A 9,270-nucleotide genomic window follows, 5' to 3' on the forward strand; every position below is an offset into this window, starting at 1 on the left:
GGACGCCGGCCGATCAACGGCAAGCCGGTGCTGGCCTCGCCGAAGGTTGACAGCTCGGGCGCCAGGCGCGAAGCGGCAGCCTCTTCTTCGCTCACCTCGGCAACGGGCGCAGCCGGAGCAGCGGCCGCGGCCAGTGCAACATCGGGCTCGATCGCCGCCTGGGCCTGCTGGCCCAGGCGCTGGTCGATCTGGCTCAGCAGCAGGTCGACTTCCTGGTCGGCATGGGCAGCCACGGCAGGCGTTGCGGCCGGCTGAGGCACGGACTCGGCTCGGGACGTCTCCTCCTCGGTCGGGCGGGCACCAAACTTGTCCTTGAACTGATCGAGCAGGCTCATGTCTTCCTCACAGGGGTTGCCGCAGCAAGCGGCAGCAGGGGACCGCCATCGTCAGGCGGCCACATCCAGAAACAACGGATCGTGGACCAGCGCAGACAGGTCCAGCTCATCCCACACGCGGTCTTGGGCGCCCCGCCACTGGCGCGGCGCAAAGGCCGGCCTCGGCGTGTCGCCCTCCGGCAGGCGCTGCAGCTGTTCGCTGTCACGCAAGCCCGCCAGACGGTCGATCAACAGCGCGCAGTTCACGCGCATCGACTGATTCAGCACCACCAGCTGGCCGCCGGTACGCGGCGCGACACCCGGCTGCGGCTCGCGCAGGCCCAGGAAGACGGCCAGGTCCAGCACGGCATGCAGCTGGCCGCGCACATTCGCAACGCCGGCCAGCCAGGGCACCGCGTGCGGCACCGGCGTCACGACGCTGGCAGACTGGATCTCGCCCGCCTGGCCCAGCGGCAGCAGCAGGCCAGCGGAGCCGCATTCCACCGCCAGCCACCCGGCTTCACGCGGCTGCTCACGCGCCGCCTGCAAGCGGCTGGCAAGCCGGAGTTGCAATTCCCTGAGGGCTTCCTTGTTGGACATCGTTGTCGCGAGCGGGCCGGGGGGCTCAGCCCAGGGCCTGGATCTTGGCCATCAAGTCATCGGCATTCACCGGCTTGACGACGTAATCGCGTGCGCCTTGGCGCAGGCCCCAGACCCGATCGGTCTCCTGCCCCTTGCTGGTGCACATGATCACCGGCACGTCGGAGAAGCGCGGGTCGCGGGTGATGGCCCGCGTCAGCTGAAAGCCGTTGGTGCCGGGCATCACGACGTCCATCAAGATCAGGTCCGGCTTGGCCTCGGCCAGCCGACGCATGGCCTCTTCACCACTCTCGGCAGTGCGCACCGAGAAGCCGCGCTTGGTCAAAAGCTCGGTCAGGAAGTGCAACTCGGTCTTCGAGTCGTCAACGAGGAGAATGTTCTGAATGGTCATGGGACTACCCAAAAAGCAGGCGGCCGCGGATACCCGCCAGCAAGAGGCGGGCCCGCCACGGTTTCAACGCTGCGTGGCGAGGGCGCGGAACTGCGCCACTGCCTGCAGCAGTTGATCCTTGGTGAAAGGCTTGGTGAGGTAATCGTCGGAACCCACCATCCGGCCGCGCGCCTTGTCGAACACGCCATCCTTCGAGGACAGCATGATCACCGGCACATCGGCAAAACGGGGGTTGCGCTTGATGATGGCGCAGGTCTGGTAGCCATCGAGCCGCGGCATCAGGATGTCGCAGAAGATGATGTGCGGCTCGTGGTCATTGACCTTCGCGAGCGCATCGAAGCCGTCCTCTGCCAGCAAGACTTCATAGCCGCCCTGGCGCAGGAAAATCTCCGCGCTGCGGCGAATCGTGTTGCTGTCATCGATGACCAATACCTTGGTCACTGCCGACGGCGTTTCCGTCAGACCTAATGTGGTCACCTTGCGCCCCTCAACGAATAGCGTCTTTGTGCGCCTGGCGAGCCCGCGTCGTGCCATGCAGCGTGCATGTGCGCGGTCTTCAGATCTGAACCATTTCGAAATCTTCCTTGCGTGCGCCGCACTCCGGGCAGGTCCAGTTCATGGGCACATCGGCCCATGCGGTGCCAGGGGCGAGGCCGTGCTCAGGATCCCCGGCCGCCTCGTCATAAAGCCATCCGCAGATGAGGCACATCCAGGTTCGGTTTTCGCTCACGGGTTCGATGCCAGATCACTACAATCGGCCCGGAGTATAGCGACGGCCCGAGGCGAAATCCCAAGGGTTTGTCGGCACATACACAACACAGCTCAAACAAAGCTCCAACAATCCACACATCGTGCCGGCCCGCCGGTTCGCGCCTTCCGCCGAACGCCTTGCGCCAGGCCATCACCATGACCACAGACATTCCCTCCGACGCCGGCACCGCCGACGACGCCTTGCAGGAAGCGCCGTCGCCGGCCTGCGTGATGAGCTTCAACGCCAGCGACCCCAGCGGCGCCAGCGGCCTGGGCGGCGACATCGCCACCATCGCCGCGATGGGCGCCCACGCACTGCCGGTGGTGACCACCATCATCATGCGCGACACCGCCGAGATCTTCGACCAGCACGTGATCGAGGGCGACGCCATCGTCGAGCAGGCCCGCAGCATCCTGGAAGACGTGACCGTCACCGGCTTCAAGGTCGGCTTCCTCGGCTCGGCCGAAAACGTCAGCGCCGTGGCCGAGATCCTGTCCGACTATGCCGAGGTGCCGCTGGTTTCCTACCTGCCCAACCTGTCCTGGGTCGACGAGGACGAGCAGCAGAGCTACCTGGACGCCTTCCGCGAGCTGATCCTGCCGGCCACCGAGGTGCTGGTGGGCAACCACAAGACGCTGACCGACTTCCTGCTGCCCGAATGGGACAACGAGCGGCCGGCCTCGCCGCGCGAGCTGGCCGTGGCCGCGGCCGAACACGGCACGCGCTTCGTGCTGGTGACCGGCGTGATGCTGCCGGCCAAGGCAGGTCAGTTCATCGACAACGTTCTGGCTTCGGCCCAGGGCGCCCTGACCGGCGAGAAGTTCGAGCTGTTCGAAGTCTCGTTTGTCGGTGCTGGCGACACCTTGTCCGCCGCGCTGGCCTCGCTGCTGGCGGTCAACAGCGAACTGCAGGCCGCCGTCGGCGAAGCACTGCAGTTCCTGGACCAGAGCCTGGACGCGGGTTTCCGCCCCGGCATGGGCCATGTGGTGCCGGACCGCTTTTTCTGGGCCTTGCCGCCCGACGAGGAAGAGCCGCCCGTCCTGCCAGGCGAGCCTGGCGCGGTGACGCCGGACGATGCCACACTGCCGCCGGGAGGCTCGCGCCGTGTCCACTGAGAATCCCAGCCAAAACCGCCGCAACGCCGGCCTGTTCGAGCGCGCCCAGCAATCCATTCCCGGCGGCGTCAATTCGCCGGTGCGCGCCTTCCGCGCCGTCGGCGGCACGCCGCGCTTCATCGCCCGAGCCGAAGGCGCCTACATGTGGGACGCCGAGGGCACGCGCTACATCGACTACATCGGCTCCTGGGGCCCGATGATCCTGGGTCATGGCCACCCGGCCGTGCTGGACGCCGTGCTGAAGGCCGCGCATGACGGCTTCAGCTTCGGCGCGCCGACCGAGCGCGAAGTCGAACTGGCCGAGGAAATCATCCGCCACGTGCCCAGCATCGAGCAGGTGCGCCTGGTCAGCTCCGGCACCGAAGCCGGCATGAGCGCGATCCGCCTGGCGCGCGGCGCCACCGGCCGCAGCAAGATCGTCAAGTTCGAAGGCTGCTACCACGGCCATGCCGATGCGCTGCTGGTCAAGGCCGGCTCGGGCCTGGCCACCTTCGGCCACCCGACCTCCGCCGGCGTGCCGCAGGAAGTGGTGCAGCACACCCTCGTGCTGGCCTACAACGACGTCGCGCAGATCGAGGAAGCCTTCCGCACGCAGGGCAACGAGATCGCCTGCGTGATGATCGAGCCGATTGCCGGCAACATGAACTTCGTGCGCGCCAGCGTGCCGTTTGTGAAGCGCATCCGCGAACTGTGCGACCAGTACGGCGCGCTGTTCGTGTTCGACGAGGTGATGACCGGCTTCCGCGTGGCCCTCGGCTCGGCGCAAAGCCTGTACGCCAAGGCCATCCCCGGCTTCCGGCCGGACATCTCGGTGTTTGGCAAGGTCATTGGCGGAGGCATGCCGCTGGCCGCGTTTGGCGCCGGCCGCAAGGTGATGCAGCAGCTCGCGCCACTGGGCCCGGTCTACCAGGCCGGCACCTTGAGCGGCAACCCGGTGGCCACTGCCTGCGGCCTGGCCACGCTGAAGGAAATTGCCAAGCCCGGCTTCTACGAAGCCTTGGCCGACAAGACCCAGCGCCTGGTACGAGGCCTGGCCGGCGCGGCCGAAGCGGCCGGCGTGCCGTTTGCGGTGGACAGCGAAGGTGGCATGTTCGGCTTCTTCTTCGGCAGCCAGCTGCCGCAGAACTATCCCGAAGTGCTGGCCACCGACCAGCCCCGCTTCAACCGCTTCTTCCACCAGATGCTGGACCGCGGCGTGTACTTCGCGCCCGCGCTGTACGAAGCCGGCTTTGTCAGCGCCGCCCACAGCGAGGCCGACCTGGCCGACACCGTGGCCGCGGCCCGCAGCGCGTTTGCCCCAGCATGAGTGAAGACCTGAATCCTGCGGTCGTGCTCGGCAGCTTCCTCGGCCAGCCCGCGCTGCGTTTGCGTGCGCCGGACGGCGCCAGCGCCACGGTGCTGCTGCACGGCGGCCACGTGGTTTCGTGGATCCCGGCCGGCGGCGAGGAGCAGCTCTACCTGTCGCCCAGCGCCAACTACGGCGCCGGGGCCGCGATCCGCGGTGGCGTGCCGGTCATCTTCCCGCAATTCAACGAACGCGGCCCGCTGCCGCGCCACGGCCTGGTGCGCACACGCTCCTGGCAGGCCACGGAATCGGTGCTGCGCGCGGGCCACGCCATCGGCGTGCTGCGCTTCACTGACGACATCGCAACCCGCGTGCACTGGCCGTACCGCTTCGAGCTGGAACTCACGGTGAGCCTGGCCGGCAAGGAGCTGGACCTGGAGCTGGCGGTGACCAACACCGGCGACAAGCCCTTCTCCTTCCAGGCCGCGCTGCACACCTACCTGCGCTGCATCGACCCCACCAAGCTGCAGGTCGAAGGCCTGCAAGGCTGCGACTTCGAGGACAACGCCCCTGACGCGACGCACAAGACCGGCCAGCAATGGGGCGACGTGCTGACGCTCGCCGGCCCCATCGACCGCGTCTACCGCCAGGTGAACCGGGCGCTGACGCTGCGCGAGATCGGCCGCAAGGCTTCGATTGCGATGCAGGGTTTCGACGACGTGGTCATCTGGAACCCCGGCGAGAGCGGTGCTGCGAAGATCGCGGACCTGCCCGACGACGACTGGCAGCATTTCCTCTGCATCGAGGCCGCCCGCATTGCCGAGCCGGTGCAACTGGCGCCCGGTGAAGAATGGGCCGGCATGCAGCATTTGCGCGCCTAAGATTTCCGCCTGGCCGAGGCGATGACGCCTCGGCCCTGCCCCTCTCCAACATGCACCTTCACATCCTCGGCATCTGCGGCACCTTCATGGGCGGCCTGGCGGCACTGGCGCGCGAGGCCGGCCACCGCGTGACTGGCTGCGACGCCAATGTCTACCCGCCAATGAGCGACCAGCTGCGCGCGCTGGGCATCGAGCTGATCGAAGGCTATGGCGCCGAGCAGCTGGCACTCAAGCCGGACATGTTTGTCATCGGCAACGTCGTGACCCGTGGCAACCCGCTGATGGAAGCCATCCTCGACGCCGGTGCGCCCTACACCAGCGGCCCGCAATGGCTGGCGGAAAACGTGCTGCAGGGCCGGCATGTGCTGGCCGTGGCCGGCACGCACGGCAAGACCACCACGACCTCCATGCTGGCCTGGGTGCTGGATCAGGCCGGGCTGCAGCCGGGCTTCCTGGTCGGCGGCGTGCCGCAGAACTTCGGCCTCTCGGCGCGGCTGGGCAGCACCGCGCCCGGCGCACCATTTGTCATCGAGGCGGACGAATACGACACCGCTTTTTTCGACAAGCGCAGCAAGTTCGTGCACTACCGGCCGCGCACCGCGATCCTGAACAACCTCGAGTTCGACCACGCCGACATCTTTGCCGACCTGGCCGCCATCGAAACCCAGTTCCACCACTTGGTGCGCACCGTGCCGGCCCAGGGTCGGCTGGTGGTCAACGCCCGCGAAGACGCGCTGCAGCGTGTGCTGGAGCGCGGCTGCTGGAGCGCGGTGCAGCGCTTTGGCGCGCGCAAGGAAGAGCCCGGCACGCTGCGCGCGCGCGGCGAGCCGCAGAGCTTCGACGTGTTGCGCGGCTCGATGAAGATCGCCCACGTCGAATGGCCGCTGCTGGGCGAGCACAACCAGCTCAACGCGCTGGCGACGATTGCCGCGGCCGAGCATGTGGGCGTGGCGCCCGAAGCCGCCGCGTCAGCCCTGGGCAGCTTCCAGAACGTGCGCCGCCGGCTGGAACTGCGCGGCGAGGCCGGCGGCGTGCAGGTCTACGACGACTTCGCGCACCACCCCACCGCCATCCGCACCACCATCAACGGCCTGCGCCGCAAGGTCGGCCTGGACCGCATCCTGGCCGTCTTCGAGCCGCGCTCGAACACCATGAAGCTCGGTTCGATGAAGGCCCAGCTGCCCTGGGCACTGGAAGAAGCCGACCTGGCCTTCTGCCACAGCGGCGGCCTGGGCTGGGACGCCGCCGAGGCGCTGGCGCCAATGGGCGAGCAGGCCGTCGTCTGCCCGACCATCGAAGCCACCGTCAAGGCCGTGGTGGCCGCGGTCAAACCGGGCGACCATGTGCTGTGCATGAGCAACGGCGGCTTTGGCGGCGTGCACGAGAAGCTGCTCGCCGCGCTGGCCGTCAGGGCCTGAAAGACCCAGGACTGCGGCTCAGCTTCGGTTCATCGTGGCCTTCAGCGCCTCGTTCAGGCTGGACAGGCTTTCGGCCAGGTGGGCGCGGCTGTCGACCGACAGCGTCGGCTTGTTGGCCGCCGTGCGCAGCTCGGTCTGCAGCTTGACGGCCTGCCAGCGCACCAGGCTGACCGCATCCGCCGGCAAGCCGGCGCCGCCGCGCGTCAGCACGGTGACCACCCGCTTCAGGTGCTCGCGCTGCAGGTTGCGGCGCATGCTGTCGATCTCCTTGCCGCTCTTGAGCTCGCTCCACACGGCAGACTGCAGCGTGCCGTAGACCTCGTCCAGCGTCAGCGTGCCCTTGCGTTCTGCCGGGCTCAGGTAGGCCGGCAGGTCCAGCACACGCTGCGCGGTGCTGGCAGCCATCAGCCGGTCCAGTGCCTGGCTTTGCAGCGCCAGCACGATGGCCGGGATGGGCACCGGCTTGTCGCGCTCCCACTCGGTGTAGTCCGGGCTCAGCGAGGCCAGGAACTCGGGGCGGAACTGGAAGCTGTCGACGCTGAACACACCGTCGGCCAGAAACTTCAGCGCCTCGCGCTGGCGCGCCGGGGCCACCGGCTTGTAGGCCGGCCGGCCGGTGGTGCCGGGCAGGTCGCGCACGGTTTCCATGCCGCCCACGTACTTGGCCGTCATCTCCGGCAGGTTGCGCAGCTGGCGGAAACCGCTGGCCAGCGAACGGCGCGCGCGCAACGGGTCGTCGCCCGCATGCGGCGTGCGGGCCTGCACGCGTTCCCACAGCTCCCTGGACAGCGTCAAGCGCTTCTTGTAATACGCCAACGGATCGTCGCCAAGGTCAAAACGGTTGGCCAACGGGTCCAGCCCGCCGATCGGGCCGCCTTCGGCATCGGCGTCGTCAGCATAGGCCAGCGCCGGCTCGGTGCTGCGGCCGGCAATGCGGCCCAGCTCGGCGGCCTCCTGCTCGGCCGGGATGGTCTTGTAGGCGTATTCGATCGCCCAGTAGTCGTACGGGCCCAGCGTGCTGTTGTTGGGCGCGGCGGCGGTCTCGCCGCGCAGCGGCAGGTTGTAGGCGTTGTAGTCCATCACCGAGCCGGAGACCCCGTGCGCCTCGGTCCAGGCCTTGTCCTTCAGCTGCGCCTGGCTGATGGTGGTGGAGGCCTTGAAGTTGTGCTTCAGGCCCAGCGTGTGACCCACCTCGTGCATGATGGTGTCCTTGATCACGGCCTGCACGAAGGCATCGGCCTCGGGGCTGTCGGGCGCGATGTCGCCACGCGATTCCAGCAGGTCCATCGCGAAGCTCATTTCGGCGGCAGACTCGTGTTCGTAGTCGCAACGCTCGGCGGCTTCACGGGCTGACAGCACGGAAGCGCGCGCGGCACTGTTCGCGCTGCTGCCACCCAGGTCTTCGACGATCAGGCGGCGCGCACCGCGGCCGAACACATCGCTCATGCCAATGTCGGCGTCCAGGATCTCGCCACTGCGCGGGTCGTGCTTGCTCGGGCCAATGGCAAAGCCCACGTCGGAGCCGACAAACCAGCGGATGGACGCATGCTCGGCATCCATCGTGTCGAAGTCGGCATCGTCCGGCTGCTGCTTGACAACCACCGCGTCCTTGTAGCCAATCTTCTCGAAGGCCTTGTTCCACTCCAGGATGCCAGCCGTGACCGCGCCGCGGTAGCGCTCGGGAATGTTGCGGTCCAGCCAGTAGGTGATGGGCTTGACCGGCTCGGACAGCGCCGCGTTCGGATCCTTCTTCTCCAGCCGCCAGCGGGTGATGTAGTGCACCCGCTGGTTGGGCTTGAAGTCGCCGCTGAAGTCGGTGAAGTCTTCGGTGAAGTGACCCAGCCGCGGATCGGCCAGGCGCGCGGCCATCGGCTGCTCGGGCAGCTTGGCCATGCTGTAGACCACCGTGACGAACAGGCTGCGCGGGTCCGGCGTGGTGGTCGGCGGCGGCGGCATCGGTACCGGCGGCGGCGTCATCGGCGGGGCCGGCAGGCGCGGGGTACTGAAGTGCAGCTTGGCGCTCAGCGAGGTCAGGCTGGCATCGGCGCGCAACTGGTCGAACGAGGAATTGCCACGGTCCAGGCCATAAGGCAGGCGGAAGGCGGCTTCCAGCCGGGTGGAGTAGCCCACCAGGTCGGCCAGCAGGAAGCTGGCGTCGATCAGGAAGCTCTTGCGCTCGGGGTGCGGCGCGCTGGCCACCGCCGCCGAGCCGATCAGGCTTTCGGAGAAGGCCTGGCGCACGCTTTCGCGCGATGCCGTGTCGGCGCCCGGGCGGAATTCATTGTTCAGCGCGACCAGCTGCACCAGGTTGCCGATGCGCCGCCACTCGACCATCCAGTCCGGCCCCATCTGGCTGGCATACAGGCCACGCTCGCCAACCGACTGGGCGATGTTGGCCGTCAGCAGGAAGGGCTTGTTCAGCTGCTCGGGCGAGATTTCCAGCCAGACCTTCTCTTCCTTGCGCCAGAACGGCAGGAAACCGTCGGTGCGGGTGGCGTCACGGCTGACGTCGGCA

The 9,270-nt window shown here is 68.0% G+C and carries 10 protein-coding genes; 4 read left to right on the forward strand and 6 right to left on the reverse strand.

The genetic code is table 11. The features are described from left to right. The 5 genes from FKP22_RS12440 to FKP22_RS12460 all read right to left on the reverse strand — a co-directional run. The coding region (locus FKP22_RS12440; RefSeq protein ID WP_211361389.1) for a hypothetical protein at positions 1–335 on the reverse strand (335 nt) is incomplete at its 3' end. 51 nt (positions 336–386) lie between these two features. Beyond that, positions 387–914, reverse strand: coding sequence for a chemotaxis protein CheW (locus FKP22_RS12445; protein ID WP_141287807.1), 528 nt, complete (start codon positions 912–914; stop codon positions 387–389). A gap of 25 nt (positions 915–939) precedes the next feature. Next, the gene (locus FKP22_RS12450) at positions 940–1,305 is read right to left on the reverse strand and encodes a response regulator transcription factor (protein ID WP_141287808.1); all 366 of its coding nucleotides are present in this window, start codon (positions 1,303–1,305) and stop codon (positions 940–942) included. Positions 1,306–1,368: 63 nt separating this feature from the next. Then, complete coding sequence (locus tag FKP22_RS12455) at positions 1,369–1,839, reverse strand: response regulator (protein ID WP_310733327.1); 471 nt, start codon at positions 1,837–1,839, stop codon at positions 1,369–1,371. A gap of 22 nt (positions 1,840–1,861) precedes the next feature. After that, entirely contained in the window at positions 1,862–2,014 is a 153-nt protein-coding gene (locus tag FKP22_RS12460) for a rubredoxin (RefSeq protein WP_141287815.1), read from the reverse strand. A 197-nt stretch (positions 2,015–2,211) separates the two neighbouring features. On the opposite strand from FKP22_RS12460, the gene thiD reads away from it, so the two are divergent. Genes thiD through mpl form a run of 4 tightly spaced genes read left to right on the forward strand, consistent with a single transcriptional unit; the run spans position 2,212 to position 6,755 of the window. Then, positions 2,212–3,171 carry a bifunctional hydroxymethylpyrimidine kinase/phosphomethylpyrimidine kinase gene (gene thiD, locus FKP22_RS12465; protein WP_141287809.1) on the forward strand — a complete coding sequence of 320 codons (960 nt, stop codon included), beginning with the start codon at positions 2,212–2,214 and terminating at the stop codon, positions 3,169–3,171. Then, positions 3,161–4,477, forward strand: a complete 1,317-nt coding sequence (gene hemL / locus FKP22_RS12470) for a glutamate-1-semialdehyde 2,1-aminomutase (protein WP_231010230.1) — start codon at positions 3,161–3,163, stop codon at positions 4,475–4,477. The genes thiD and hemL overlap by 11 nt, the downstream gene beginning before the upstream one ends. Continuing rightward, positions 4,474–5,337 (forward strand): D-hexose-6-phosphate mutarotase, encoded by an 864-nt coding sequence (locus FKP22_RS12475; RefSeq protein WP_141287811.1) that lies wholly within the window; start codon positions 4,474–4,476, stop codon positions 5,335–5,337. Before hemL ends, FKP22_RS12475 begins: the two co-directional genes overlap by 4 nt. A 50-nt stretch (positions 5,338–5,387) precedes the next feature. After that, entirely contained in the window at positions 5,388–6,755 is a 1,368-nt protein-coding gene (gene mpl / locus FKP22_RS12480) for a UDP-N-acetylmuramate:L-alanyl-gamma-D-glutamyl-meso-diaminopimelate ligase (RefSeq protein WP_141287812.1), read from the forward strand. Between the two features lie 18 nt (positions 6,756–6,773). On the opposite strand, the gene FKP22_RS12485 is transcribed toward mpl, so the two are convergent. After that, a partial coding sequence (locus tag FKP22_RS12485) for a zinc-dependent metalloprotease (RefSeq protein ID WP_141287813.1) occupies positions 6,774–9,270 on the reverse strand: 2,497 nt, incomplete at its 5' end.

The sequence above is a fragment of the Ideonella azotifigens genome (genome assembly GCF_006519715.1).
Taxonomy (GTDB): Bacteria; Pseudomonadota; Gammaproteobacteria; order Burkholderiales; family Burkholderiaceae_C; genus Ideonella; species Ideonella azotifigens.

Excerpts from the sequence above, each read along its gene's own strand:
- FKP22_RS12445 (WP_141287807.1), bottom strand. The coding sequence starts at position 914 with ATGTCCAACAAGGAAGCCCTCAGGGAATTGCAACTCCGGCTTGCCAGC.
- FKP22_RS12450 (WP_141287808.1), bottom strand. The coding sequence starts at position 1,305 with ATGACCATTCAGAACATTCTCCTCGTTGACGACTCGAAGACCGAGTTG.
- FKP22_RS12455 (WP_310733327.1), bottom strand. The coding sequence starts at position 1,839 with ATGGCACGACGCGGGCTCGCCAGGCGCACAAAGACGCTATTCGTTGAG.
- FKP22_RS12460 (WP_141287815.1), bottom strand. The coding sequence starts at position 2,014 with ATGTGCCTCATCTGCGGATGGCTTTATGACGAGGCGGCCGGGGATCCT.
- thiD (WP_141287809.1), top strand. The coding sequence starts at position 2,212 with ATGACCACAGACATTCCCTCCGACGCCGGCACCGCCGACGACGCCTTG.
- FKP22_RS12475 (WP_141287811.1), top strand. The coding sequence starts at position 4,474 with ATGAGTGAAGACCTGAATCCTGCGGTCGTGCTCGGCAGCTTCCTCGGC.
- mpl (WP_141287812.1), top strand. The coding sequence starts at position 5,388 with ATGCACCTTCACATCCTCGGCATCTGCGGCACCTTCATGGGCGGCCTG.